Annotated in this window: 30 protein-coding genes and 1 tRNA gene; 13 read left to right on the forward strand and 18 right to left on the reverse strand. The window is 38.4% G+C overall.

Going from position 1 to position 26,211, the window contains the following annotated elements; all coding sequences use genetic code 11:
- The first annotated feature begins 30 nt into the window (after positions 1-30).
- Together WIW72_RS07330 and cobA are read left to right on the forward strand one after the other, a co-directional pair.
- The gene (locus tag WIW72_RS07330; RefSeq protein WP_337700346.1) at positions 31-618 is read left to right on the forward strand and encodes a hypothetical protein; all 588 of its coding nucleotides are present in this window, start codon (positions 31-33) and stop codon (positions 616-618) included.
- Positions 615-1,346: a uroporphyrinogen-III C-methyltransferase gene (gene cobA, locus WIW72_RS07335; protein ID WP_337700344.1), complete on the forward strand. Its 732-nt coding sequence runs from the start codon at positions 615-617 to the stop codon at positions 1,344-1,346. Before WIW72_RS07330 ends, cobA begins: the two co-directional genes overlap by 4 nt.
- Before the next feature lie 14 nt (positions 1,347-1,360).
- On the opposite strand, the gene WIW72_RS07340 is transcribed toward cobA, so the two are convergent.
- Positions 1,361-2,347 carry a zinc ribbon domain-containing protein gene (locus tag WIW72_RS07340; protein ID WP_337700342.1) on the reverse strand — a complete coding sequence of 329 codons (987 nt, stop codon included), beginning with the start codon at positions 2,345-2,347 and terminating at the stop codon, positions 1,361-1,363.
- A 137-nt stretch (positions 2,348-2,484) separates the two neighbouring features.
- On the opposite strand from WIW72_RS07340, the gene WIW72_RS07345 reads away from it, so the two are divergent.
- Positions 2,485-3,027 (forward strand): hypothetical protein, encoded by a 543-nt coding sequence (locus tag WIW72_RS07345; RefSeq protein WP_337700340.1) that lies wholly within the window; start codon positions 2,485-2,487, stop codon positions 3,025-3,027.
- A gap of 14 nt (positions 3,028-3,041) precedes the next feature.
- Here WIW72_RS07345 and WIW72_RS07350 read toward each other — a convergent pair whose 3' ends face one another.
- The gene (locus WIW72_RS07350) at positions 3,042-3,470 is read right to left on the reverse strand and encodes an NUDIX hydrolase (protein WP_337700338.1); all 429 of its coding nucleotides are present in this window, start codon (positions 3,468-3,470) and stop codon (positions 3,042-3,044) included.
- 60 nt (positions 3,471-3,530) lie between these two features.
- Between WIW72_RS07350 and WIW72_RS07355 the strand changes: the two genes are divergently transcribed.
- Both WIW72_RS07355 and WIW72_RS07360 read left to right on the forward strand, forming a co-directional pair.
- Positions 3,531-4,808: a hypothetical protein gene (locus tag WIW72_RS07355; protein ID WP_337700336.1), complete on the forward strand. Its 1,278-nt coding sequence runs from the start codon at positions 3,531-3,533 to the stop codon at positions 4,806-4,808.
- A 122-nt stretch (positions 4,809-4,930) separates the two neighbouring features.
- A complete protein-coding gene (locus WIW72_RS07360) occupies positions 4,931-6,199 on the forward strand; it encodes a Glu/Leu/Phe/Val family dehydrogenase (protein WP_337700334.1) in 1,269 nt (422 codons plus the stop codon).
- Positions 6,200-6,235: 36 nt separating this feature from the next.
- Here WIW72_RS07360 and cysS read toward each other — a convergent pair whose 3' ends face one another.
- Genes cysS through WIW72_RS07375 form a run of 3 tightly spaced genes read right to left on the reverse strand, consistent with a single transcriptional unit; the run spans position 6,236 to position 8,995 of the window.
- Positions 6,236-7,639: a cysteine--tRNA ligase gene (cysS, locus tag WIW72_RS07365; protein WP_337700332.1), complete on the reverse strand. Its 1,404-nt coding sequence runs from the start codon at positions 7,637-7,639 to the stop codon at positions 6,236-6,238.
- On the reverse strand, positions 7,636-8,562 hold the full coding sequence (locus tag WIW72_RS07370; RefSeq protein WP_337700331.1) for a bifunctional phosphoglucose/phosphomannose isomerase: 927 nt from the start codon (positions 8,560-8,562) through the stop codon (positions 7,636-7,638). The genes cysS and WIW72_RS07370 overlap by 4 nt, the downstream gene beginning before the upstream one ends.
- Positions 8,555-8,995 carry a hypothetical protein gene (locus tag WIW72_RS07375; protein ID WP_337700329.1) on the reverse strand — a complete coding sequence of 147 codons (441 nt, stop codon included), beginning with the start codon at positions 8,993-8,995 and terminating at the stop codon, positions 8,555-8,557. The genes WIW72_RS07370 and WIW72_RS07375 overlap by 8 nt, the downstream gene beginning before the upstream one ends.
- Before the next feature lie 54 nt (positions 8,996-9,049).
- Here WIW72_RS07375 and WIW72_RS07380 point away from each other — a divergent pair, with 54 nt between their 5' ends.
- From WIW72_RS07380 to WIW72_RS07400, 5 genes are all read left to right on the forward strand, one after another.
- Positions 9,050-10,366 carry an FAD-dependent oxidoreductase gene (locus tag WIW72_RS07380; RefSeq protein ID WP_337700328.1) on the forward strand — a complete coding sequence of 439 codons (1,317 nt, stop codon included), beginning with the start codon at positions 9,050-9,052 and terminating at the stop codon, positions 10,364-10,366.
- A 65-nt stretch (positions 10,367-10,431) separates the two neighbouring features.
- Complete coding sequence (locus WIW72_RS07385; protein ID WP_337700326.1) at positions 10,432-11,520, forward strand: DNA double-strand break repair nuclease NurA; 1,089 nt, start codon at positions 10,432-10,434, stop codon at positions 11,518-11,520.
- Positions 11,513-13,333 (forward strand): ATP-binding protein, encoded by a 1,821-nt coding sequence (locus WIW72_RS07390; RefSeq protein ID WP_337700323.1) that lies wholly within the window; start codon positions 11,513-11,515, stop codon positions 13,331-13,333. The genes WIW72_RS07385 and WIW72_RS07390 overlap by 8 nt, the downstream gene beginning before the upstream one ends.
- A gap of 1 nt (position 13,334) precedes the next feature.
- The gene (locus WIW72_RS07395; RefSeq protein WP_337700321.1) at positions 13,335-13,727 is read left to right on the forward strand and encodes a hypothetical protein; all 393 of its coding nucleotides are present in this window, start codon (positions 13,335-13,337) and stop codon (positions 13,725-13,727) included.
- Positions 13,705-14,649 (forward strand): acyl-CoA thioesterase, encoded by a 945-nt coding sequence (locus tag WIW72_RS07400; protein WP_337700319.1) that lies wholly within the window; start codon positions 13,705-13,707, stop codon positions 14,647-14,649. Before WIW72_RS07395 ends, WIW72_RS07400 begins: the two co-directional genes overlap by 23 nt.
- Here WIW72_RS07400 and WIW72_RS07405 read toward each other — a convergent pair.
- Entirely contained in the window at positions 14,618-15,727 is a 1,110-nt protein-coding gene (locus tag WIW72_RS07405) for an MFS transporter (protein ID WP_337700317.1), read from the reverse strand. The genes WIW72_RS07400 and WIW72_RS07405 overlap by 32 nt on opposite strands.
- Before the next feature lie 77 nt (positions 15,728-15,804).
- On the opposite strand from WIW72_RS07405, the gene WIW72_RS07410 reads away from it, so the two are divergent.
- Complete coding sequence (locus WIW72_RS07410; RefSeq protein WP_337700315.1) at positions 15,805-17,055, forward strand: SLC13 family permease; 1,251 nt, start codon at positions 15,805-15,807, stop codon at positions 17,053-17,055.
- Here WIW72_RS07410 and WIW72_RS07415 read toward each other — a convergent pair.
- Positions 17,003-18,139, reverse strand: a complete 1,137-nt coding sequence (locus WIW72_RS07415) for an acyl-CoA dehydrogenase family protein (RefSeq protein WP_337721337.1) — start codon at positions 18,137-18,139, stop codon at positions 17,003-17,005. The genes WIW72_RS07410 and WIW72_RS07415 overlap by 53 nt on opposite strands.
- A 221-nt stretch (positions 18,140-18,360) precedes the next feature.
- On the opposite strand from WIW72_RS07415, the gene WIW72_RS07420 reads away from it, so the two are divergent.
- Positions 18,361-19,032 carry an A24 family peptidase C-terminal domain-containing protein gene (locus WIW72_RS07420; protein WP_337700533.1) on the forward strand — a complete coding sequence of 224 codons (672 nt, stop codon included), beginning with the start codon at positions 18,361-18,363 and terminating at the stop codon, positions 19,030-19,032.
- A gap of 24 nt (positions 19,033-19,056) precedes the next feature.
- Here the strand turns inward: WIW72_RS07420 and WIW72_RS07425 are convergent, their stop codons facing one another.
- Entirely contained in the window at positions 19,057-19,341 is a 285-nt protein-coding gene (locus WIW72_RS07425; RefSeq protein ID WP_337700311.1) for a hypothetical protein, read from the reverse strand.
- Between the two features lie 254 nt (positions 19,342-19,595).
- Positions 19,596-19,685: transfer RNA gene (locus WIW72_RS07430), tRNA-Arg, on the reverse strand.
- A 188-nt stretch (positions 19,686-19,873) separates the two neighbouring features.
- On the opposite strand from WIW72_RS07430, the gene WIW72_RS07435 reads away from it, so the two are divergent.
- Entirely contained in the window at positions 19,874-20,152 is a 279-nt protein-coding gene (locus WIW72_RS07435; protein WP_337700309.1) for a hypothetical protein, read from the forward strand.
- Position 20,153: 1 nt separating this feature from the next.
- Here the strand turns inward: WIW72_RS07435 and WIW72_RS07440 are convergent, their stop codons facing one another.
- The 9 genes from WIW72_RS07440 to WIW72_RS07480 form a co-directional block, all read right to left on the reverse strand.
- Positions 20,154-20,489, reverse strand: a complete 336-nt coding sequence (locus WIW72_RS07440; RefSeq protein WP_337700307.1) for a transcription factor S — start codon at positions 20,487-20,489, stop codon at positions 20,154-20,156.
- A gap of 253 nt (positions 20,490-20,742) precedes the next feature.
- Entirely contained in the window at positions 20,743-21,027 is a 285-nt protein-coding gene (locus WIW72_RS07445; protein WP_337700305.1) for a DNA-directed RNA polymerase subunit L, read from the reverse strand.
- Positions 21,017-21,583, reverse strand: a complete 567-nt coding sequence (locus tag WIW72_RS07450; RefSeq protein WP_337700531.1) for an exosome complex RNA-binding protein Csl4 — start codon at positions 21,581-21,583, stop codon at positions 21,017-21,019. Before WIW72_RS07450 ends, WIW72_RS07445 begins: the two co-directional genes overlap by 11 nt.
- 8 nt (positions 21,584-21,591) lie before the next feature.
- Positions 21,592-22,593, reverse strand: a complete 1,002-nt coding sequence (dph2, locus tag WIW72_RS07455; protein ID WP_337700303.1) for a diphthamide biosynthesis enzyme Dph2 — start codon at positions 22,591-22,593, stop codon at positions 21,592-21,594.
- Positions 22,590-23,120, reverse strand: coding sequence for a 50S ribosomal protein L16 (locus WIW72_RS07460; protein ID WP_337700301.1), 531 nt, complete (start codon positions 23,118-23,120; stop codon positions 22,590-22,592). The genes dph2 and WIW72_RS07460 overlap by 4 nt, the downstream gene beginning before the upstream one ends.
- 45 nt (positions 23,121-23,165) lie before the next feature.
- Complete coding sequence (locus WIW72_RS07465; RefSeq protein ID WP_337700299.1) at positions 23,166-23,414, reverse strand: KEOPS complex subunit Pcc1; 249 nt, start codon at positions 23,412-23,414, stop codon at positions 23,166-23,168.
- Positions 23,386-24,426, reverse strand: a complete 1,041-nt coding sequence (locus WIW72_RS07470; protein WP_337700297.1) for a single-stranded DNA exonuclease — start codon at positions 24,424-24,426, stop codon at positions 23,386-23,388. The genes WIW72_RS07465 and WIW72_RS07470 overlap by 29 nt, the downstream gene beginning before the upstream one ends.
- Complete coding sequence (locus WIW72_RS07475) at positions 24,411-25,322, reverse strand: lysylphosphatidylglycerol synthase domain-containing protein (protein ID WP_337700295.1); 912 nt, start codon at positions 25,320-25,322, stop codon at positions 24,411-24,413. The genes WIW72_RS07470 and WIW72_RS07475 overlap by 16 nt, the downstream gene beginning before the upstream one ends.
- 7 nt (positions 25,323-25,329) lie before the next feature.
- Positions 25,330-26,208 (reverse strand): HesA/MoeB/ThiF family protein, encoded by an 879-nt coding sequence (locus WIW72_RS07480; protein ID WP_337700293.1) that lies wholly within the window; start codon positions 26,206-26,208, stop codon positions 25,330-25,332.
- Positions 26,209-26,211: the final 3 nt, after the last annotated feature.

Here is a 26,211-nt window from a genome sequence, read left to right on the forward strand (position 1 = left end):
GTTGGAGGACAAAATATATTATGATACGAAATGGATTATTTGAGATTCTCAAAATATCTTTCAATATCGATACTGATAGTCTCGCTGTTAATATACATTATCGGAGATCCTATTGAGAAATTATTAGCTTATCAAGGTCCGGTGATAGGTGGAGGTATATTAGGATGGTATGTCCTGAACTCAGTTAGTAGAGATAAAATAATTGAAGAAGAGAACGGTGATAGAGCCCCGGTTACAGCTATTCTCTTGAGGAAATACGCTCTATTGGGGGTAATTATAGGTGTATTAATGATTATCCCTTGGTTAACACCCACGCTGTTCGTATTGGAAGAAACGGTTCAACTTCTTTACATTCTCTCTTTTACGAGCATGGCAATAGGAGGTTTCCTTATCGGATATGTAATCTCGTCTTTTAAATTCATAGAAAAGGTTATACTTTATTCCTTAGGTTTTGTAGGAGACATTTTATATTTCTTTGTAATTTATGTAGCATCGCAATTATTCGGAATCCCTCAACTAGAAGTAGTGAATTACGTCCTACTAATGGTTTACGGCGTAAAGTTCCCTGAAGGTGCAATATTCGGCTTTTATATCATTAAAAGAGTAAACGCAATATGAACGGCATAGTTTACATAGTCGGTGCAGGACCTGGAGACCCTGAATTAATTACGGTCAAAGCATTGAAAATCTTAAAGATTGCTGATGTAATAATATACGATAGATTAGTTCCACAAGAGTTATTAGAAGGTCTGAACGCGGAATTAATATACGCCGGGAAAGAGTTAGGAGACGCAAAACTTCAAGATTATATAAACGAGCTGTTGGTTCGAAAAGCTAAAGAGGGAAAAAAAGTCGTAAGGTTGAAAGGCGGAGATCCATTTGTCTTTGGACGAGGAGAGGAGGAATGTATCTATGTCTTAAGGCACGGAATAAAGTGTGAGATAGTACCTGGAGTAACAAGCGCGATAGCTGTTCCTACATATGCAAGAATCCCAGTCACCAGCAGACTAGTGGAAAGTTCTTCAGGTTTCACGGTAATTACGGGGACGACAAAAGACGGCGGATTAATTTCAGAGGAATATATACCAAGAAAAGGAACTGTAATTATACTTATGGGTATTCACGTAATAGACGAGTTAACTAAAGTGTTAATGAAGGTCAGAAGCGGAAAAGAGAAAGTAGCTGTAATTGAAAAAGGCACAACTAAACAGCAAAGAGTTTTTACTGGTACATTAAATGAGCTACCAGAAATTATAAAAAGGGAAGGAGTAAAGTCACCTGCTGTCATAGTTATCGGTGAGACAGTATCACTGATGGATTTACTTACTCTTAAAAAGGAGATGTGAAAATTCTGTAGTTACTACTGTAAGGGGGAGCCACAGTTACTACAGAATTTGGCTCCAGGTGAATTTACGTAACCACATTTAGGACATTTTATTGGAGTCAACGATGCACCACAGTTAGGACAGAACTTCGCGTTAGAATCCACTTCGGCACCACATTTCCAACACTTTGTAACTACTTTTTGTAGCTGGACTTGTGAGGCCGACGTAGAAGGTTGAGTCACTGATGAGGTGCTTGATGGTTGGTTCATCGCGGACGTGCTGACGGATTGCTGAGATGTAGGAGATTGAGTTGGTTTGGGAGGATTTTGTTGATAAGGAGGTTGTGGTGGTTGCTGAGGATAAGGCTGAGGATTTTGTTGATAAAGAGGTTGCTGATAAGGGGGCTGAGGGGGTGCTGAAGACTGAGCCATCATTATAGCCATCATAATAGTATTCATAATCTGGTCTTCTTGCATGAAGTCCTTTATTAAATTGTAGGCGTCTACAGCTGTAAGCCCGCCACTAGCTAAAGTCAGTAGAGAGTTATGCAAATCCATGTCTGAAACTGTTGCGACTCCCGCACTTCCTATTAAAGGTATTAAATCTTGCAATAGGTTAGTCATACCCGTTTCTACCATAATCATGTTAGGACCTTCACAAATTCTAATTGTATATGCTTTATTCGAGTCAGTGATCATCCCTAAGAAGCTAGAGTGTTGTGCTTGAATGACAGCCATATACTGCCCTACCATTGGAAAAACTTGAAAACCCTGCCCCATTAAGTACATTACAACTTGTTGAACAACCGGTTCTAAATCAATAGGTCTCTGTATAGGTATCATCTGTTGCTTACCGCCTAACCCTATGGGCTGCATGCACATCATCATATTGAACATAGCATTGGATTGAGGATTTCCACCGTATGGATAGCCAGAAGGTTGAGGATAACTAGATGGGTACCCAGTAGGCGGATTACCGCCCGAACCGTAAGGAGGATAGCCTGAAGGAGGAGGATAGCTCATTGTAATTATTATATCAAATATAGATAATAAACATTTAGGAAACTTACTTATAACATCCCGTTTCTTACTAGAAAGGGGAATTTGTCTCACCAACTCTTAAATAATTTGAACTATATGGGGTTCTTAGGTTAAGAAAAATGCCTCTAAGCTTTCTCATTATGGGTTTGGTCATAACTCTCGCTGTAACTCACTCATTAGAGCCTGACCACATAGTTACCATGAGGATGATGAACAGTCCCAAGGATTATCTAGCTTTTGGTGCTTCTCACGGTGTTGGTTTCGCAATAATTGCCATACCGTTAATCTTACTTTTTAATCATTTCCAGTTTTACGGAATACTAGCCGGTGATATAATAGCTATTATCTTTGCAATTGTCCTAATATACGGAGAGCTCATAGGAAAGGAATTTGAAATATCACCCAAAGGCTCGGGAGTCCTGCAGGGAGCATTTGCAATAACTCCTTCAAAGGTAGTTGTGGCTGTATTAGCTTCAGAGACTACACTTCTGATAGGATTTGTTTATGTAGCATTATTTATACTAGTATCAACGATTGCAATGTTTGTTGTGGGTGTCTCGTTACACTACGTTCCAGAAAAGCTCGAGAGGGTCATTAATATAGGAATTGCCCTTGTTACTATCGCCTATGTAATCTATACAACGATAAACGGAGAATTGTAGAAGATAAAAAGTCCTCATTTTTCTCGCTCTACAATCCACAACGGGGTCTTCTCCCCCTTTAAATACTTCTCTATCATTTCTAATGTAGTTGGACTTATAGAAATTTTTTTCATTTCGTCTATAGAGAAAAACCTTGCATCCTCAGCATCAGAACCAGCCTTTACCTCACCGTTAGTGATTTCACAAACGAAGTCCAATATCACATAATGGAACCCCTCCTTAATAATTTCCACGATAGCCATCAATTCTTTGGGTCTCACTTCTACAGATATTTCTTCCCTCATCTCTCTTTTCAACGCTCCCTCAATTAACTCGCCAAAATTTACCTTACCCCCTGGAACAGCCCAAGAGCCTTGATTAGGCGGGTGTTTCCTCTTTACTAGTAATACTTTCCTATCTGAGTCAAATATCACGCATCCGACAGCTATCTTAGGAAAATTCATAGAGATTAAAAGTTCTACCTTGGATAAAAGTTAATATATACTGTATACTCGTGTAATGTGATGAAAGGTTATTTAGTACTTCTACTCGCGTTAATTCTTCTTGCCCCCATAGGTATCATAAGCAATGCTACTACAGCTGAACCTTACCAAACAGTCCAGATTCCTTCATTAACAATATATAAAGACTTGACTTATCATGTAGTAGCTCAAAAGACTCTGAACAAAACCAAGGTTACTACAATTTTTAGTGTTAATTACGAAGTCACGTCAATAGAGAATACTACTTTATCTGTAAGTGTGAGCGGTAATTTCACTAAGAATATGAGCTATATGATTGGTGGTTCAGGTAGCTTTAGCGTTAATATATTTAGCGAATTGTTCTCCCTTCATTACCCTTTCATTCCACCTTTCTTAGAATTTAACAACACATACGGACTCAACACCACTGAAGGGAGATGGGATCTCCAGTATGTGGGGCCTAAAAACGTTACTATAATGAATAAGAATGTGACAGCGTCAGCGTATATAGTCTATTTCAACCAGACTTATTCACAATATTACGTAATTTTGAAAAACGGTCTTATTGCGAATACAAGTTATTCAAGTGAAAACGGTTCGCAAATCACAATGTGGCTAGCGTCCTACTCTAATCCCGTTAATATAACGTTTAATGCTCCTTCTCTAAAAGGAATCGGGAAACCTTACCTTTATATTCAATACGTTAACAACTTTGAAACTGACAGCTTAACGCCTGAATACTTTTTAGAGATATATTACCCCTATCAAGTTGGTGACTACTTAGTCCAGATAAACTACTTGCTATATCCTCAGCAAGGAAGTTTGATAGTTCCGGCCAACTTAGGAAACATACCTCAGCCAATTAACTTCGTCGCCGTTTTTGCACCATACTATAAGGAGCAACTGACTTTCGTAAATAATGTAGGTAATAGTACGATAATATGGAAGGGAGTGAACTTAACGCTCATAAACACTACTTATATCAAAACCATTAATGGTACAGACGTAAAAGCTTATCTGTATAAATATTATCAAAATTCTTCGGTTCCGCAAGGATCAGTAATACTTTACGTCTACTTCTCTAGCTACGGAACGTTATTACAACAAAGCGTGTACTCCGTAGGTCTTAAGAACATTACAGTAATGTTCAGTTTAGCATCGAATGAATACGTAAGTTTAGATTCTCAATATCCCACTCTAACTAAGCCCTTATATACTACATTACCGTATGAGCCTGTAAACCTGCCAACCGCTATACTAATCACCGTGATTATATCGGTAGTTATTTCAGCGTTAATAGTTGTGTTAAGACAAAGATAAAGTATTAATCTTTTTTAAAACCAAATGATTTATCACTTATGTTTTACATTAATAATCAAAAGCTTATATGCCTCTATTGCAAAGAAATAAATTTTCTAATAGAGAAAGAATCATGAAGTGTTATGACAGAAGCTGTTCAAACCACTCTTACTTCTAACCTTTATGACCAACAAGTAAAAAAACTATACAGAGTAGGCGAAATTTTAGGACTTCCACAAGATGTTTTAGAAACATTATCTCAACCAGAGAGGGTTATTCAAGTCAAGATAGAGATCAAGGGAAAGGACGGCAAAGTTAAGACTTTTATAGGTTGGAGATCCCAGCACAATAGTGCGTTAGGTCCATATAAAGGAGGAATTAGATACCATCCTAACGTGACTCAGGATGAAGTTATAGCGTTATCGATGATGATGACATGGAAGAACTCCCTTCTCTTATTACCTTACGGCGGAGGAAAAGGAGGAATAAGGGTCGATCCAGGTAAACTTTCATTAGAAGAATTGGAAATGTTATCTAGAAGATATATTGATACATTGTATAAGTATATCGGTAGTGACATAGATATTCCAGCCCCAGATGTTAATACAAATCCTCAAACAATGGCGTGGTTCATAGATGAATACATAAAAATAACTGGAAAAGCTGACTATGCTACCTTTACTGGAAAGCCAGTGGAGTTAGGAGGACTAGCGACCAGAAACTACAGTACTGGATTAGGTGTAGCAACCGTGGCTAAAGAAGCTGCATCAAAGTTTATAGGTGGTATAGAAGGTGCAAGAGTAATAATACAAGGATTCGGGAATGTCGGTACTTTTACTGCTAAATTCCTGCAAGACATGGGAGCTAAAATTATAGGAGTAAGTGACTCTAAGGGAGGGGTAATAGACCCTAACGGAATTGATATTAATAAAATCATAGAAACCAAGGAGAAGACTGGCTCTGTAATCAACTATCCTACTGGGAAAAAGGTAACAAACGATGAGCTTCTTACTTCAGAGTGTGACATCCTAATACCTGCTGCACTGGAAAACGTAATTCATAAATTCAATGCTGATAAAATAAAGGCTAAAATGATAGTTGAAGGTGCTAACGGACCTCTGACAGCTGATGCGGATCTAGTTATGAAAAATAGAGGAATACCAGTAGTCCCCGATATTTTAGCTAACGCAGGAGGAGTAGTAGGTAGTTACGTGGAATGGGCAAACAACAAGATGGGAGAAATTATGGAAGAAGAAGAGGCTAAGAGACTCATAGTATCTAGAATGGAAAAAGCGTTTAACAGTGTTTATGGAATGTATAACAAACTCGGAGACCAAGACCTCAGAATGGCTGCAATGGCCTTAGCTGTTGAAAGAGTAGTAAATGCTATGAAGGTAAGAGGAATGATTTAGATAATAAGGTAACGACGTAACAACTTTAAATTCTTTTTATTCGAACCTCCACGTGGTCTTATCTTTCGAATCCAATAATTTTATCCCAGCTTTACTTAATACATCTCTGATCTGGTCGCTAAGATCATACATCTTCTTTGCCCTGAGTATATTCCTGACCTCGACCACAGCGTCAATAACCTTGTTCAAATTGTCGTAAGCTAGATTAAACTCTTCATCCATAACACCATAAACATAGTTAAACTGCCTAAACGCGTCTAAGGCCAACATAGCCCCCATGAAATCTTCTGAGGTTTGTAACTCGTTAAACACTATGGTAGCTATTTCATGGATATAGGATAGTGCTGTTGCAGTATCAAAGTCTTCGCTAAGAGCTTCGTGGAACTTTTGTATAAGGCTGATGATTTTTCTCTGGGTTTTAACTTGCTCGTCATTCGAGTAATATTTTGGTCCATCCTTTATGATCCCCCTTAATACACTCATTGCGTCTTTTAACCTCCTCAGGGATGTGGATGCTTGGGAAAGTGAGTCCTCACTAAAATCTATTGTATTCCTATACTTGGCTGTCAAAAACCAATACCTGAGAGTATTAGTTCCCCATTTCTTGATTGCCTCGTTCAAGGGAATAATGTTCTTTAAAGACTTACTCATCTTCTCCTTATTGATGGTGAGGTAAGATACATGAACCCAATACTTTACCCATGTTTTGCCCAATAATGCTTCAGACTGTGCCCTCTCGTTTTCATGGTGGGGGAAAACTAGATCTACCCCACCACCGTGAATATCAAACTGCTCTCCCAAATACCTCGTAGACATTGTAGAGCACTCTATGTGCCATCCCGGTCTACCCTTCCCCCACGGAGACTCCCAATAAGGCTCACCGGGTTTCCAAGCTTTCCACACAGCGAAGTCGTACGGGTGTCTCTTCTCTTTCACGAATTCTTCTCCCTGATTCCACTCCTCCTTTTTCGTCCCCGATAAAAGACCGTAACTGGGAAAAGTATCAACATCGAAATACACGCTACCACTGGGAGCTACGTATGCATGACCCTTATCAATAAGCCCTTGGATGAACTCGATTATCTCCTTAATATGAGTTGAAACCCTAGGATGTTGATCTATTTCTACTTTAAGCTGACTCATAGCGTCAATATAGTCCTTTAGGTAAAAGTCTACTATTTCAGTCCAATCTTTACCCGTGTCTTGAGCTCTCTTAATTATCTTATCGTCAATGTCAGTTATGTTTTGGACTCTTATTACGTTATACCCCCTTAGCTTTAAGTATCTTATCATCGCATCGAAAGCTACAAAAGTCCTACCGTGACCTATATGAACGTAGTCATAAACTGTGGGACCACATACGTACATCTTAACTGTATTCGGTTCTACTGTTTGAAGTTCCTCTAGTTTTTTTCCCATAGTGTTGAAAATCTTAATCATGATAACTCCCTTTCAAATGCCTTATATGTTATCTCCCTTATTTTAGGAATTAACCTTAACTCCTCCGGCTTTAATCCCATAAGTTCTGCCAATTTCACTGATGTAAAACCAGCTAATAGAAACATACTTGAGATAATTTTTAAAGGTGAAGAATAAAGTGGTCTTATAATAATTGCATTGATTAGCTCAGCCGTCTTCTCGTCAATTATATCTGAAGGGAAAACTACTGGCTGAAACTGAAATGGATAGTTCTCAGAATAAAGTTCTATTTCATTATGGTTCGCTTCGGGTAGTTGAGAGAAGAAAGCTGGATATTTCGCGTTCTCATTTGCCTCTTGCTTAAACCTTTCAGCTATCGGTAGTAAATCAGAAGCGTAAAACACTGGGATCTTACCTTTAATTTTTGAAGCAAGGTCAGTTGCAATCTCTTTTACCTTGGCTTGACTCTCCGTAACTCCCTCTAAAAGCTCCCTTTCTTTATACCCCACACCTAAAGTGTTGTTTATCAGTTTAATAAGATAAGTGAAAATGTAAGGGAATACGTACCTGGTCTGAAGACCTCCAGGAAGGATTAAAAAAGGATATCCTTTTGCTTTCGCATATTCTAACATTTTTCCTCCGCTAGTTATAATCACTAACTTTCTTACTCCTTGTCTTTCTGCCTCCTTCAATGCAACGAGCGTCTCCGTAGTATTTCCGGAATAACTCACAACAAAGACTGTAGTCTTCTCATCTACTTTCACCTTATATCCCCTAAATACCTCGTAAGGGACAGGTAAGGGAAGAAGTTTCAGTACTTCTCCAGGTATTCCGCTTCCTCCTATACCGAAATAGGCTAACTTTTCGGAGTTTCCTAATTCAGGAACTTGAGTGTTTAGAGCATCGGAGAAAAAGTCAGCCCATCTTTCATAAAAGTTATTCACTTTTTACCACCATACTAAGACTTATTGATGGTGGGTTTGCAGTTATAGAGGCATTTATACTTTCGACTCCTATCTTCTTAAGATTTGGTCTCAGTTCTAAAATTCCTGAGGATATTACTAAGGAAGCTAATGAGATATACTCTTCTATGTAAGGGGATACTTTACTCTCTGTTGTTAATAACGAGATGTTAGCCGGCTGAAATATGTAAATAAATATTATGTTGATCCTTTGGGTTAAAAGTATAAAACTAGCAAGGGCTTCGTCCCATTTCTGTGAAGATATAGAATCCTCAAACTTCTTTAGCAAGTCCCTTTGTTTCTTCGTTTCAGCCTTTAGGAATTTAACTACCTCGTTCTCGTTAAACGACAAGGATGTTGCACTTAATTCATCTAACTTCTTAATCAAATTATCGAAGAGTAGAGCTTTCTCCATAAATGATATTACAAGATACAGTATAAAAAGGTCTTTCTTCATCTAATAGATAATATGGAGAAATTAGTCGTAATAGGTGGCGGAGCAGCTGGGATGAGTGCTTCAAGTAGGGCTAGAAGATTAAAGCCACAAATAGAGATAGAAGTCTTCGAAGCTACGAAAATGGTAAGCCATGCCCCTTGCGGAATTCCTTATTTCGTTGAAGGATTATTTGATGACGAGAACTTGTTTATGACGTACACCCCCCAGTTTTTTATTGAAAACAGGAGAATCAACGTGAGAATCAATACAAAAGTGGCAGAGATAGACCTGAGTTCCAGAGTCGTGTATGCCGAAGGAAAAGACGGTAAGATGAAAAGTGAATACGATTATTTAGTTATAAGCACTGGGTCTAAGCCGAAAAGGCTGCCGAGTGAAGGGAACGACAGAGTGTTCTATATTCACCACCCGGCCGAAGCTGTGAGCTTAAGGCAAAAGCTGTGGTCTCTTAACACTATCGCAATAATAGGGGGAGGAATATTGGGTGTCGAAGCTGCAGAGGCTTTAACACAGAGGGGTAAAAAAATACTCCTCATACATCGTGGCGAGTATTTGTTAAATAAGAGTCTAGACCAAGAGTTAGGAAAACTCATCACGGAAAGAATTTCAAGGGACGTTGAGTTGAGACTTGGAGAGGGAGTTACTGAGATCAAACAAGGGGGAAGATTGATTATTACAGATAAGGGAAAATACGAGGTGGACGGTACTATCATAGCAATAGGAGTAGAACCTAACGTAGATCTGGTAAAAGGCAAAATCCAACTTGGAACAACAGGGGCAATAAAAGTAGACGAGTACATGAGAACGAATTATAGAGAAGTTTACTCTGCAGGTGATAACACAGAAAGCGTTAACATAGTAACGGGAAAGCCTCACTGGGTTCCTTTTGCTCCGGTTGCGAACAAGATGGGTTACGTAGCTGGTAGTAATATTGGGGGGGAGCCGATGAAATTTCCCGGTGTCGTTAACACACAAATTACGAAGTACAAGGAGTATTACATAGGTAGGGTAGGACTTCAGGAAGAAGAAGCTAAAAAGTACGGGTTTCACCCAGTTTCTGCTACAATAACCGGAAAGACAAGAGCTAGGTATTATCCCGGTGCAAAAGACATTCATGTGAAAGTCATAGCCGACGAGGAAACCAAGAGGATTCTAGGGGCTCAAATCGTGGGCGAAGAAGAAGTGCTAGGGAGGATCGACATGATGGCAGCTGCAATCATGAAAGGGTTTACCATCGAAGATACGTTCTTCATAGAAATGGGTTACCTACCGGCAATATCAAGAGTATGGGATCCAGTCATCGTAGCAATAAGGAAGATAATGAAAGATTGAGAAGAGGTAATACCCATGGGTAATACGCCATATTTAAATATTTCGTCAATCAAGTTAATCAAAGCATGAGTAATACTTATGAACTTACTGTAATACTCGACGAGGTAATACAAAAATACATTAGGGAGTACTTTAATGTATACAGCGTAAACCCCTCCTTAGTTGAGGGCCCAGCTACTTTAGCTTCTAATGATATCCTGACGGAGATAACACCTAGGAAATTAAACGGAGAAGTCTTTGCTGTTGACAGCAGTAGCAGGAGTTTAACTTCCGCCGGAGGAATAATCAGCATAGTAACACTCGGGGTTTCTTCGTTATCCAAACCCTTATACGGCGCTTATCCCGGACTCTTCGGAATAAGTAACCTCGATTTAAACAAGCCTTTTATAGCCCTTGCGTCTTCTTCTTTCTCCAAGGGTATAAACGCATATTTATATTCATCAAAATACGTAACTACTGTCTCCCTTGACGGAACACCCTTTCAGTCAACAACTGAGCCAGAGAGAGTAGAAACAGAGTTGAGAGCGATCCTTGAAACTGAAGCTTTGAAGAAGTTGAAAAACAAAGGATTAATTATCGTAGACGGACCTCTTTTTCCCTCTTATACGTTCCTACCGGAAAAAGTTAGAAATAATATTATAAAAGAACGTGTTAAAGTCATAGATCAAAACTACATAGGAGTAGTGAAGAGGCTCGATAAATCCGACTTGTTGGTTAGATCTTTGTCCTCCAAAGCCAAGGAAATATCAGTGAAATATAAGGTTGATCCTAGAGGGTTCATCTCAGATGAGGCTTTCTTATTTCAACTTGTAAGGTTTAACTACACCCCTCCCTATCCTACATTAAGTGTAGGTCCTCTGATTAAGGAGGTAACTGAAGGAGTTAAAATATACGTAAATTATTTAATTTACCCGATACACAAATACGTTCCCAAATTCTCTTTCTTAAGAATCGAGTCATTCACTAGAGATGCGGTAGAGGGAATCTCGTCACTAAAATTTACACTAGACGGTATACCCATCGTCTTAGCGTTAGCCGACAAAACAGCAAAAGAGCTTTCTTCGGGAATATTACGTTACATAGCATTCTCACTTGAACGTATGGGACTACAAGAGAGCTTCAGAGGAAAGTTCGAGGTGCTAAACGTTGTCTGAGGACATTTCCAACACTATCAAAGACAAGATAGAAAAGGCTAAAGCCCTAGCTATAACCCTAGGAGTCATAGTCGGAAGAGTAGCGAGAAGTATCCCGAATAAAGTTGATGAAGAGAATTACATTACTAATGTAATAATAGACGCCCCGACTTATTATAAATACCCATTCCTCGGCAAAATAGGGGTGTTATTAGGTGCTGTTGACATTAAGTCCTTGTATTTCGTATTACTTAGGGTCGTTGGTTATGAGAGGAGCGATGTTTCGTCCCTGCTTTTTTCAGAATCTCCAATAATCTCATCGAATGATACTGGTGAAGAAGAGCCTGGCTCACTGATCTCAAACGTAGTTGTAAAGTGCGAAATGTTAACCAAGGTAAACGTATTAGAATCTACAGAACCTGAGGCTGCAGACATAGTAATAGAACCGCAATCCCCCGTCATAATCCCTCAACCAGAAATAATAGAAAGATCTCTGGACACTAACAGAGGTCTATTGAAACTCGGCTACTTAGATAACCCGTCTAGTCAAGTTAAAGTAGCAATAAGCTTAGACGATCTAAATTATCACATGCTACTTTTGGGAACTACCGGAGCTGGGAAAACCTCATTTGTTAAGGACTTAATAGCCGGGATTTACAAGGCTGCCGATGATACTAGAGCGTTAATATTCGATGCTACCGGTGATTATTACCACATTTTTCTTCCTCCAGATAGAACAAATAAGACTGTGAAACAGAGCGTGAGCATGTTCGAGTCACTCTACTCACGAATGACTGGTATAGACCTCGGGATAATTTACCCTATAACAAAAAGGTGGTTGAAAAAATACACTAACGGTAAAAAAGACCTCTTATCTATCACCACGGCCTACTATAAGTTATATGTGGAACCCATAGTGAGATACTTAGAGAGAAAAGGATATACGTTCTACGTTTCTGTAGATAAGGGGAGAATAGTAATATCAAATAGCGAGTGGAAAGCTGAGACCGAGATCTATCCTTTTTACTTCAGGTTTAAGGAAGCTAGGCGTATACTACCTAGGCTTAATCCATACTTCTCAGAGCAAGCAACGCAGTTCCTTAAGATCTTGATGAAGAGGGAAGGAAGAAAGTACGAATCGCTCTCAGACCTCATTGAAGGTTTCGAAAAAGAGGATCTTGAACATATAAGCATTCATAAGAGCACGAAGGAAAACATCTTGAGGGGGCTTTACTTACTTAAGGAGACTGGCCTTTTCGATGTAGGTGCCGAGAGGGTGCCCTTATCGAACATCCTCCTAAACAATAGTAAGAAAATTCTAGTATTTGATTTGTATAATAGCGAAATAGACGATTTCTCTCAGAAAATTCTTACTTACTACATGCTCGACAAGATATTCGATGTTAGAGAAAAACAAATGAAAAGCGGACTCTTGAAGGATAGAATAATACTCATCGTTGATGAGGCTCATAAGTTCTTTCCTTCCGTAAAGGGAGGAGAAGAAGACTCAAACTACGTCAGGAGAGTAGCAGGAAAAATAGCAATGATGATGAGACTAGGGAGGAGGAGAAAGATAGGGTTTATATTTTCAACACATAATCCTGCGGATTTATCTGATATTATTGTCCAATTGGCAAACACAAAAGTTATATTCAGGATAAAAGCTGAAGTAGCTGAGGCAATGGGATTATCAAGAAGTGAAGCTAAGACTCTTAGCTGGGAGAAAAACGGGGTAGCCTATTTAATCTCCCCTTGGCTTAGGGAGGGAAAGGTGAAGATAAAAGTCCCAGTTCCACCACCACTTGGGCATTACGACTTGTCAAAGGCGACGTGAGATGGGAGAGCTGGAATTAGTCATAAAGAAAATGAAAACTAAAGGAGACAAAGAATCTGTTATAGAATTCCTTAAAACTCTGATGAAATTAATACCACCAACGGACGATATCGGGATTTCTTTGGCCAGAAAAGGGACTCACGAGTATATCTTAGATAGAAAAGGGCTTGCTATAATAAGCTTATCCGAAGACGAGTATCTACCCTTCTTCTCAGCATCTGAAAAGAGAGTTGAACTGGAGAGCTTACCTGATGATGTTGCTAAAAATATAAAGAATAATTGGAGGAACATACTAGATCAGCTAAGAGACTATGTGTTAGATTACAGTAAAATTGATAAGAAGTATTTGAAAGTAGTAGATGAGATAACAGATGCAGTTTTTAAAAATCTCTGACACCAAAGTAACGGCTATTAAAGTCATTCATTACGAAAACACAAATTACATGGGCAGATTACACGGGGGTGATATGCTGAACTTTCTCGTCGACATAGGGATGTTATCGGCGATGAAAGTAGCTAAAGGATTAGCCGTACTGGCTTCTCTCGACGATGTCATCTTTAAGAAACCTATCCTCTTAGGCGACATAATAACAGTTGAAGCTGAAACGGATTATGTAGGGAATACATCAATGGAAGTAAGTATGAGAGCGGTAAAGGGGGACGAAACGTTAGTGGAAGCTACTGGAGTTTACGTTAAAGTGGACGACCTACTCAGACCAACAGTTGTTGATAAGAAAATACAACCTGATAATGAGGAAGAGAAGAAAAAGTACGAAATTGCATTGGAGAGAAGGAAAAACAGAAAAGTTGACACGTCTTCAAGGTATAACGTGAGCGACCCAACAGAGGGACTGACTTATAGACTTGTATCAACAATCTACGTGACCCCGGATATGACTTATAACGGTAAGATAATATCCGCCGGAAAGATGCTTAAAGTAATGGACGACTTAGGCGGAGCCTTAGGTCTAAACTACATAGGTTATGAGGGATATGGAAAGGGTGATACAGTAGTCACTGTTTCTGCTAATAGTATGAGTTTTTACACTCCAGTCAGATTGGGAGACATTCTGGAAATGAGGGCTGGGATTAGTTACGTGGGAAACACCTCCCTCGAGACTACTATAAACGTGATTAGGGTGGACCCCGAAAACATGAGTAAAGAACACGTAACTACCGCCTACTTCAACTACGTCATGATAGACAACTCTGGAAAACCGGTAAAGCTGAAACCCCATACGCCACAAAACGATAAGGAAAAAAGGATCTTCGAAGAGGCTTTACTCAGGCGGAAGAAGCTACTTTCACACTATTGACGTAATCATAAAACATAAAGAAAGATATTACAAAACCGAAGAAAGATATGAAATATGCTTGTGAAATAGAATGAGGGTTTACGATGGCTGAAAGTATACTACCAGCAGCACTAGCTAAGTTTTCCCCTGCATTAAACAATCCTATTATAGCACCTCTGTTTTTACTTAAGTTCTTGAACATAAGTGAGAAGAAAGCTGTACTGTAAAGAGGGTAGCTAGAACCAAATACTAGAAACACTGGCATTATCCCGTAGGATAAGTTTATAGAGAAAAACACTAAGAATCCCAGCACTAGAACTATCGATGACCTTAATGATATCACTGAGAAAGCATAATACAACTCGTTATCCTTTACCATCTGAGGTGATCTGTAATAAACGTACTCGTCCACAATGTACAATGCAGTATATGAGAGAAAGTAAGTCCAAGAAGGTACTTTATAGATCGTAAGGAGAGGAATGAACATAACGTAGAAAATCTCAGCAGAAAGATTGAACATGGAGAATGATATTAAGGGCTTTAGCAGTATCTTAAACTCTCTTATTCTCTCGTTTTTATCCTCCCTTATTTCACCCTTATAACGCGGGATGACTATCGCATTTATCGCAGTACCAAGTGCAAATAAGACTAAGGGAATTTCGAAATGAGGTAAAACCGCACCAAGGATACTACCTGCTATATTCCCAACTAATGATAGTTGGGAAAGTCTAGAATTGCCTACAACAATCATTTCAGGCATTAGTTGCTCTAAGAGAATAATTGAGTATAAAGGAGAATCAAGTGCCGAGATAAACCCTACTAAAGAGTAGCCTAGGAGGCCGAATGGTGTCCTAAATATTATAAATGAAATCAACAAACCACTTAGTGGAAGTAATATAGTGTAAAAGTATCTCTCCTTACTCTTGTCTAAAAGAAGTCCCCATACATAGGAACCTGTTGCAACAGCTAAGTTATTCAGTGTAATACTAAGACCGAGTAAAGCTGTTGAATGTGTCTCGTTATATAGAGAGATAGGGTAAAGAAGGGAGAGCATTGTAATCCCAGCAACAATAAACGCTTGACCTATGAATAATTTCACGATATTTTTAGCTAGGAGTGATAAACCTAAAAGATGTAGGGCTTAATTTCATTATCCTTTCGCCCTTCATATTTCATATGGAGTTTATAGCCCTCTTTATAGCAATTTTTACATATTTGATGATAGCACTAAGGAGTATTACGAAAATACCCCCTTGGGCGTCAATGTTCTTTGGTGGGGTATTAATGATTGTAACGGGAGCTATAAGTGTAGATCAAGCTTATTCTAGTATTAATCTAGATGTTATAATATTCCTTATAACTATTTTCACCTTTTCTTCAGCTCTTGAAATCTCGGGTTTCCTGAGATATTTAGCATATAAATTAGTGATGAAATATAGACAACCAAGGAAGATAATATTTTTTATACTTCTCTACTCAGGTCTCCTTTCTAACCTTGTGACCAATGACGGAGTTGCCTCAAGTTGGACTCCAGTCATGTTAGAAGCCTCTAAGGCTATGAATATGGACGAACTCCCTTTCTTATATACTCTGGCTTTCGGAGTAACAATTGGAAGCGTTATGATGCCAACGGGAAACCCTCAGAACTTACTTATCCTACTTGAGGCACATGTACCTTTCTTAATATTTATAGGAATACTAATCGTCCCGACATTCGTTAACCTAATCTTATCTTATCTTGTTATCGTTTTCTTATTTAAGGATAAGTTAAAGAACGTCGTAATTGACGATATAGAACCGGTAGAAATTAAGGACAGAAGACTGGCATACCAGTCATTAATATTGCTCATAATAACTGTACTACTCTTCCTCGCCTTAAGCGCACTGCGAATAGATATAGTTTTAGGCTCATTAGTTACCTCCTTCATTCTTCTCTTTATGAGCGAAGAGAGGAGAAACATAATCCAAAGAATAGATTGGAGTACTATTCTCTTCTTTATTGGACTCTTTATATTCACAGAGGGGCTCTTCCAAGGCGGAATAATCAATCTACTTTACCGCTTCATTCCCCCTCCAACAGATGTGCTGACTATAATGGTATCAAGCATAGCCTTGAGTCAGGTACTAAGCAACGTACCATTAGTAGCTATATACATACCAGAAATGCAACAACTAGGAGTTGCTAGTATAATAAACTGGTTAGCTTTAGCGGCAGGTAGTACTATAGCCGGAAATTTTACAATATTAGGAGCTGCTAGTAACGTGATTATATCAGAAGCGTCAGAAATTAGAGGAGGAAAAAGTTTCAATTTCTTTGAATTTATGAAATACGCGACTCCGGTGCTCTTGGTTAATTTCACAGTCCTCTACTTGTTTATTTCTTTGGCTGGAACAGCCTTGATACAGCTACCAGCTGCATCTCATTAGTACCTTCTGCGATCTCCATAATTTTAGCATCTCTATATAATCTCTCCACTTTAGACCCTCTATTAAGACCGTGACCGCCAAATATATGAAGGGCTAGTCTCGTCACCTCCGTGGCAGTTACTGCAGCGTAATACTTAGCCATTGAAGCCTCTGTAAGTGCCTCTAATCCTTTATCAAACATTGAGGCAGCTCTCCAGGTTAGAAGCCTTGCAGCCTCAACTTTTATGTAAGCATCGGCTAGGTTAAAGCCTATCCACTCCTGCTCTATTATTGGCTTTCCGAACTGCTTTCTGGTCTGAGCCCTCTGGATTGCCTCATCTAAAGCTCCTCTTGCAATTCCCACAGCAATTCCTGCATATCCATTTCTTCCGATCATCAAAGCCTTTAAGGCTCCTCTATACGCATCGCCTTCTTTTCCTATTATACTGTCTTTCAGAATCCTAACGTTGTTGAACTTGACATATGACACACCAGCGCCTCTGATACCCATTAGGTCGAGCTTATGAATTTCAACACCGGGCAATTTGGAGTCTACAAGAAGTAAGGATATTCCTTGTCTATCTCCAGGGTTTCCGCTAGTCCTAGCTAATACTACCATCTTTGTAGAGAACGATGCGGCACTAGTGAATATTTTCTCGCCGTTAAGGACAAGCTCATCTCCATCAGGCTTCGCCGTTGTTTGTAATGCACCTAGATCAGAACCGGCTTGTGGTTCTGTTAATGCTACGGCGTATATCTCCTTTGCCTTTATTCCTTTCTCTATCCATTCTTGAGCTGAATCCCCTCCTACTGAAATCAAGAGTTGTAAAGCGTTGTGTTGTGTATGTAGAGAGTGGGAAGCACCTCCGCTCTCAGCTCCTAATTCCTCTGTAGCTATTGCGAATGCCACTTCGCCAAGACCGAGACCACCATACTTTGTGGGCTCCTTCATGCCTAGTAAGTTCATTTCAGCTAAATCTTTCAGTATTTTATCTCCGCCTTCGTTGGTATCGTCCATATATTTAGCATATTCTCTAACGGTTTTCTGAGCATATTCTCTAATTTTATACCTATACTCTTCTAATTCCTTACTTAATTCAAACATGGCTATTTAGGTATAAAGAGTTTAAGTGATATAAAATTTTAGAGTGAATAAAATTAACGATATCTGACGTCTGTGCATTCGGATTAGAGTTAAATAGAGGGGATTATTATATGTAATCAGATGGGGTATCTAGCCCTCTGACTGCCTCGCAGAGGGCTGTGTGAGGAGGGCTTCCTGCCGTGAATATAATATACTTAATACAGGTAGTGTCAACGCTGGTAATGCTAATTCATACATCGATTCTAGACATCAAGACCAGGGAGGTAGACCTCAAGGTTTGGCTAATTTACTCGCCGTTAATACTATTCTTATATTTCGATTATAAGTTAGTTATACCCTTTCTCTACTTATACTCTGTCATAACCACTAACGTTATGATTTACGTGTTTTACAGACTGGCATTAATGGGAGGAGCTGATCTTTTCTTATCAGTTATACTTTCCTTAAGTAACGCCGTAGTCTATCCCTTTTTCTTTCCGAAACTCTCAGAAGAGGGAATAGAACCTTTAGTAATCCTTCTCTACGCCTCACTCTTGATAGGAATAACAGCCTTAGGTAATGTGATCAGAAATCTCGGTCATATAAATGGAGACCTACCATTTACCACCAAACTTAGCTTGATGATATCTGGAAAGAGGATTAAAGTTAGGGATTTTCTCAATTCTAAGTTTCTTTTCCCCCTAACACAGATCGATGAAAAAGGTAATGTCTCATTGAGGACAACTTTTTCTGTAGATGAAGACGATGCAGAGTGGAGGAAGAAATTTCAGGAATATGTGAATAAGGGAATAATTAAAGAAGATGACGAAATTTGGGTAATTTGGGGAGTCCCAGTCATTCCTTTCATATTAGCCGGGTATGTAATTAGTTTAATAATAGGTTTGCCGATTTAGGAGAAAAAGAGTTTAAAGAAAAAATCATATTTTTACTATGATATATATCATAATTAGACCTATTAAGCTCAGAATTGCTATCCCAAGTGAAGGGTAAACGTAAATAGGATTTGAATCCGAAGACCACATCATGAACGAGCCTAAAAGTAAGATTTGCTGAATAACCAGAATAATGCCTAATCCTAAAAGAACTGCTGTAAGTCTGCTCCTTACAGCACTTCTAGTAGATACTAACTCATACGATACCAGTAATGCTAAAATCAGCGATATAATTACAATACCAATGTTAACTATCCAAATGTGAAACATTACGTAAGTATTCTGATAGAGTTTCCTTTTAAGTTTTTACCAAAATTCAATTCTTTTGACCATATTATTAATTGATTATAGTGAAAATAATTCTTTTAAGAATTTTGTAAACTATATGTCTATTCTTAAATAGAAAATAATGGGTATGTATTTATATTCCTAAAATTAATTTAACTCTATTAAACGTTTACATTTACGCAATACTTAGTCGGTAAAAACGTTCATATTATGCGGTTTAAAATAGAGAGATATAGCGGACCCGCCGGGATTTGAACCCGGGACCACCGGCTCTCTTACCGGCCCCATAGAAGGCCGGCGCTCTATCCTGGCTGAGCTACGGGTCCAAGTTCATAATTCATGAGTCTCACATAACTTAAAGGTTTTTCGGTATATTATATGGTACAAATCAAAAACGTCCATCACTAGTTAACGAAAACAAGTTGAACTCTCCCGATTTAAGCCTTTAGTGATAATTAGTATCAGTAATATTCTTACCGTTCATTTATTATTCTTTTTATCGAATATTTATCACATGCCATGGATTTCAGCAAAATCAGCAGATAAATTGGTTTTCGGTCAAGTCATTAAACTAGAAATAGGGAAAGTAATGAGAATCGAAAGCTTTAAGGGAGACCGTTGGGTAGAAATCACAAAGATCAGAGAAGACTCGTTCAATATAGTAGAAAGCGGATTTAAGAAGACGACTTACGAGAATGTATCGAAGGAAGACCTGAAAAACTTGTTGAAGAGAATTTTCGATGAGGAATTCCCTAGAAGTCATCAACTTAGAGTGTCAATTCACAGTAGTTAATTCACTCGTATTCACGCCATACTTTTCCACACTTGGTACACTTGTAAAATCTCGTAGGAGGCTCGTCAGCCCTTCTCGTCTGTAAAATCCAGAAATAAGCCTCGTCATTACCACAAGCAGGGCAAGAAATACCCTTAGTTATTTGTGCACCAGTAGGAGGAACGTCGCTCTCCAAGACCAACGTTTTCTCCTTGATAGAGTGCTTAACCGTCGTGGTTATCTTAACTGATTGTTGCCCTGCCACTTCCTCATAACCACACTTAGGACATCTGTAAAGTGTTTTTCCTCCATCTTTCTTAGGAACCATAATGGAGCCACATTTGGGACAGAACTTCATAATTCACCAATAGAAATACCTACTTACACCATAGTTTATTTAATTTTCTTCCAATTTGCTCAGCCAAAGAGTTACAAATTTCGACTTCTTCTCCGCTGTCGACAAAGGTTTTAACTTCCTCCTTAACACTTGATGAATTAAAGGAGCTAATAACCTCTTCTTTACTTTCTCCGAAAAATATTTTTTCTAGAAAAAACCTCTAAATACACATACAATATACAACTTGTCATGATAAGACGAGACAACCGCTTTTCTAGTTTCCTTTTTCAATACTCTTAACCTCTTCAATGAACTTGTCAGCATAACTCTCGGCGAGTTCAATAGCCTTCTTCAAAGCCTCCCTTGGCTTTATAGTTCCGTCTGTCATTGTCTTTATTATTATACTGTCTATCAGAGGGTGAGGTTGTGTATAAGAGGCGAACTTTACTCCCGGTACCATTAAGAGCATACCCTTTAGTAGGTTGCCCAAAGTGTGATCCTCACCGTCTATTTGTACTTCTAAATACTCATCCGTTTCCTTAAGGATCTTAACTTCCACCTTTCTTCACCTGAAGTAGAGCTATTTTCCTAGACTCAATATTACCACAGTTGGGGCACCTTAAATGTTCTTCGTCATGTTTAGTCATTTTAGTACCGCATATCGAGCATTTAGCGTAAACAACACCCAGTTCCCTCTGTTTTAGAGTTAACGCTATAGGGATCGTGGAGTTCAAAGGCTTAGCCCTTATTATATCTCCGACCTTAACAGCTTCGGATATCGAGTTTAAGTACTTGTTAGTTATCTGAGAAATATGTAGGTAACCTGTAATAGACTCTGTCTGTTTGTCCTCAATACTGTAAATGTTTACTAGGGCTGAGTCTTCCTTAAGCCCAACTACAATTCCCAGCACATACTTAGCCTTTTTTATCATTACAATTCCAGGTCTCTTAAAGGTAATCGAATTTACCTTTCTATTTATCATATCGTAAAACGCTTTCCCAACAACACTGGAGTAGACCTTTCCGTCCTTGTCGTAAGTCCCCTCGCCTGGGACGAATTCTTCCAATACATTTAACTCGTCTCCCGGTAACAATAATTCTCCTTGCTTTCTCAACACTCACATCACCAAGGGAATATATATTTATCTAAATTACCAGATATAATCATTTTCGCTTCCCCCGGAGTTAAAACCGGTTTCTCGTAATCGTACAAATCGTCGATAGGAAGTCTAGGACAAGAAGTTACGACAAACGTATCGACCTCATTATTGTCTATGTTTCTCAGGGTGTCCTTACTCAAAGACCTATTTGTGATTACGAATACCTTATATCCTCTTTCTTTTAGTTTCTTTTCAAGGTACTTAACCATCAGAGGTCTGTTCTGACCGGTTTTCACTCCCTGAATTATAACCCACGTCTTTGCATCTAATGCTTTCATTATCTTTCCGTATCTGACCTTAAGGATTTTATAAACTTCACTAGTTAAGTCCTCATTTCTTCCGGTATAAGGATCAACCTTAATTACAGGCTTTCCAGTAGCAAGACCTACGCCTAAAGCGTGAAATAGTCCTCCTGAGATGTTGAGATATACGTCAGCCTCTACATTTAAAGCCGATTTATAATCACAGCCCAGTATTTGCCCGTCATACATAAAAGGAGAAGAGGGTTTTCCTACAAGCACATCAAATCCCTGAAGTTTTGTAGCCAGTTGCTTGATCAAGTGTACATGTTGTATGGTCGAAGTTATAGAGACTCTTCTCGCTTTATATTTTTCTTCAAGAAGGGACTTTAAGTTCGCTATTTGTTGGTCACTTATATAAAGATTACTTCTGACTTCGATGAACACGGTAGGGAACTTAGGGTAATACCAAGTATATGGTGTATGACCATAGTGAATTATTAGATCTACTTTAAGCGTAGTAGCCTCGTCTTCGGCTATATCACATGCTCCCCAACTGGGTTCAGTAGATATGAGAAATTCTATATTCGGTAATTTTTCTTTTAGCTGTTCAACCACTTGTAATGAAAAAGGTTTTAAGCCCTCCGGAAACTGAAGAAGAACTCTTTTTGCTCCTCTATTCTTTATTTCGTTTACGGTTTTCTCTATCTCAAAGTTATAATTCACTGTACTGGTGCCTCTTTCTTTAACGGCACGATCTCGATCTTAGTCCTAATGGATATTTTGGACTGTGCCATCTTTAATGCTTGTTTTGCTATCTCTACGTGTTCCTTCTTAACTTTTACGAACATTATGAGGTCTCCTAACCTTTCTATTCTAGCTGCTGTACCTATGGGCTTTCCGAATGAAAGCCTCATACCGTCCTGCAATCTGTCCGCTCCTGCAAAGGCCATCATTTTGTTTTCCCTTAAAACATGGTGGGGATACTTAGTAACAACTAAATAGAAGTTCGTTTCTGAGGCTAATTTCTTCGTTAAATACTTTAACGCTAATACACGTGCAGCTTCTAAAGCGTTATGCCTTATTTGACCTATCTCACTACTGACTAGTCTTAGTTCGTAATCGTAATCATTATTGGGATTACCCATAGTGAATTTTGTTATTTTAGGCATTGGTACTCCAGGTATGTACTCCTTTCTCGTATAAGCTGGGCCGGAGAAGTGCCTGTAACATCTTCCAGGTCTTAGTGGCATAATTACACACTGTCTACTACTAATTTAAAACTTTCCCTTGAATGTTTACCTTACCTTATTTAGGGTCTTCTCTACCAAGTTTATCTGCTGTATAATTTCGTCAGCCGTGTTCTTTAACGTCAAGATGTCACTAGGTTTCTCTATATTCATTGACACAATAACGATTAAGTCATCATCAGTTGGCTCCACTTTTATTTCCATCCCTCTGGGAATATTTATGTTGTCCACATTAACTATTTTTGCCACATTATTAGGCTGCGAAGTCCTAATCCTTAGAGTTATACTTATCTTCAACTCTTATCAACCCTTCTTTTCCGGAATTAACGTAGAAATATCTGCTTGTAAATAAGCCCTCTTGAGTCTTTATAAGTATTGGTTTATCTCTTCTGACACGGCCTTGTTGTATGAATATTAGTTGAAGTAGTATCGGCGACCTCAGTGTTGAATCCACAACGTAATACTGTGTGGTCTCGGTTAATCCGTTTATTTTAAAACCCTTGGCCATGTCGTCCCTGAACTTAGTTATTAAAGTCTCGGCATAGTTCGGTGTATAAACGAGTTGAAATAGGTCTCCAATCCCTCTAACGTCTAAAAAGTACAAGGTCGTAAAGGCCAATTCTAAAGTATCGTACTCCATATAGTAAACTCTATCGGTTATCAGGTCTGTTCTATCGAATTTTGGATTAACCTTCATAACACTCGAAGCTATTCTCATCATAAGTGTGTTCAGTTTCGCCTCATCTAGATCCTCCAGTTTATCCGTAGCTTCGATTCCAAGTTCGTCTAACGCCTTTATTGTATCTTCTCTATTCCCAGTCATATCCGGTATATACGGATCTATGGACATTGTTAAAGATGAAAATAATGGCAAGTGTTTATAGTTAGGTATCTTAATATTTTTCTCTACTGAAACTCCTAAATTTTCCATTTGTGATAATACGTTACGTTCATATTCCGTCAAAGGTCTTCTTTCTAAGACTAATGACGAGAACATACCAGCAAGTATTGGAATTAAGTCATCTACTGATATGGGAAACAATGACGAAAATGAAGTTTGTCCTATGTTATACTGCTTGTCGAAAATAGTAATAACTCTACCAGAAGGGACAATTTCTAATTTTATAGGGCATTCTCCCCTGATGCTTAGAGCAAACTCATCACCTTCGCTATTTGCATACTTACTAATTAAAAACGAGAATATTATGGCGTCTGGGTTATAAGGAGCTTTAATACACCTTACCTTTGACGCTATGATTTCACTCGTTATTTGTTTGTCTGGACTAGGCTCTTTTAGATAGTTTTCCAAACTTCCTTCACCTCTTTTCTGATCTCATCAATACTAATTTCCCTAACATAAACAAAGCCTAAAGAATATGATAGTAGCTCAAGAACTCTTATCTGGAGAACTAAGAGAGGAGGAACTATTGCGGTTAATGCAAGCTCAGATATCCCTGCCGCAGAAGGTATCGGTACTAATAAGGCGACTTGATAAGTAGTATTAATCAATAGTGATTCTATTAATGACCTTGAAACTAGATAAAAAGGCAAGGATTGTACTACATAGCTAAGAACTGTGAGAAACACCGACGATATAGTTAGGAAAGGGTTGCTTAACCTTTCTTTTATCTCACCCTTAGCGTTCAAGTAAGCGTCTTGTAAGGGCTTAAGATATTTAATAGAAAATATCTTTTGTTCTATTCTATTTAAGTTATAGTTCGATGTACCGTAAATATATCCTATCCCAAAGATCCAAAGTAAAACGTTTCCCAATGCTGTAAGAACTAAAATTATCTCGAAAGCTGAGAACTTAAACCAAATAAATACTAAGAACATTACCGCTATTACATTCACGTCATAAAATGATTCTAAAAGAGAGAGGGAAAACGCTATATCGATACTTACCCCTTTCCTGATATAAATTACAGCTCTGGCTAGATCAGGACCCATTGCTCCTGGAATTATAAGACTTACACTGTTTGCAAATATTCTTGCTTTAAACGCGGTATAGAAATCTATTCCTATTATCCTCGAGTCCCTTAAAGAGACTATTAAAATTTGGGTGAGATAAGCCACAAAGAAGAATATCACGAAATAAGGATCCAACTTCAAGAATATATTTAGAATATCAATCTTAAATATTTCAGAATATACTCCTATGATTATGATTGGAAGAAGTATGACTAATACTAATTTTTTATCCACGCCTTCATTAGCGAGAAACTTTTTTAAAACATTTTCCGTCAGGATAACAAATAATAAATCCATCCTTCACTTTCTCAGTTTTTACACCCTGATTTTTAGATATATATCCTTCGGAAGTTCTTAGTCTCTTTATACCACAGCTCACTTCAAGCCTTGAGTTAAGATACACATATTGGCCCTTTGAACAAGCTTCACATTGGCTGCTCCTTTCGATACGTATTCTATCTAGTCTAAGGCTCTTCATGTCCAGATAGTACAAATTTCCATCAATTTCACCCATTAGATGTTTCAGCATTAATTGAACTTGCAGACTTGCGGTCACATCGATAACAGTATTTAAAGTACCTATTGTCTCACAAGCGTTCGTATCCGCCTCATTTGCGTAGTTCATAAAGCAAGACAAACAAGATGTGACTTTGGGAACTATTAATTTTACTGACGAGTATTCTCCAATTACTCCACCGTAAATTAAGGGGATCCCAAGCTTTACGCATGCGTCATTTAAGACAAGTCTGTAGAATAAACTGTCCAGAGCATCAAATACATAGTCACTACCCTTTATTAACTCCTCTACGTTGGTTTGATCGACAACATCAATTACTGCATCTATCTTTATACCTGAATTTATTTTAGTTAATCTATCCTTGCATACAAGAGCCTTAGGTTTTCCTACATCCTCTTCCGTGAAAAGTCTGGTTCTATGAAGATTACTGATTTCTACTATATCTGCATCAATTATTTTAATATAACCTACTCCCAGCCTTGTTAGGAGTTCAGCTAAGGCTGTGCCTAATGCTCCACAACCAACAATAGTAACCTTTAATCCAGCTAGCTTTTGCTGCACTTCAAAGCCTAATACTAGTATCTGCCTTGAGTATCTTTCCACATA

Source organism: Stygiolobus sp. CP859M, from assembly GCF_037389975.1.
Taxonomy (GTDB): Archaea; Thermoproteota; Thermoprotei_A; order Sulfolobales; family Sulfolobaceae; genus Stygiolobus.